Here is a 452-nt window from a genome sequence, read left to right as displayed (position 1 = left end):
CGCGGCGGCCCCGGCCGGGCCGCCCGGGGCGGTTAGCCGGGCGGGGCGGGCGGCCGGGGCCCCGCCGCCCGAGACCGGTCTCGCGCCGGTCAGGGCGATCCCGAAGGCCCTGGAGCGCGCGGGGCTCAGCGTCGGCGACATAGCGCTGTGGGAGATCAACGAGGCGTTCGCCTCGGTGCCGGCTGCCGCGTGCAAGCTGCTCGGTATCGACGACTCGATCGTCAACTTCCTGGGCAGCGGCTGCAGCCTGGGCCACCCGATCGCGATGACGGGCGCCCGGCAGATCATCACGCTGACCCACGAGCTGCGCCGTCGTGGTGGCGGGCTCGCGCTGTCCGCGATGTGCGCCGGCGGCGGCATGGCCAGCGCCACCGTGATCGAGGTCCCCGCTCCCTGATCTGTTCGCAGGGACGCGTAAGACGCGAAACGGCCGCCAGGTTCAACCTGGCGGC

At 74.6% G+C, this 452-nt stretch carries 1 pseudogene; it reads left to right on the top strand.

Going from position 1 to position 452, the window contains the following annotated elements:
* Nucleotides 1–397 (top strand): annotated as a pseudogene (locus tag I6A60_RS41460) (acetyl-CoA C-acyltransferase); the annotation flags it as partial.
* Nucleotides 398–452 lie beyond the last annotated feature (55 nt).

Origin of the sequence: Frankia sp. AgB1.9 (assembly GCF_016786355.1) — a bacterium.
GTDB lineage: Bacteria > Actinomycetota > Actinomycetes > Frankiales > Frankiaceae > Pseudofrankia.
Note: the sequence above shows the minus strand (reverse complement) of the source record. Positions and strands in the feature narration are given on the sequence as shown.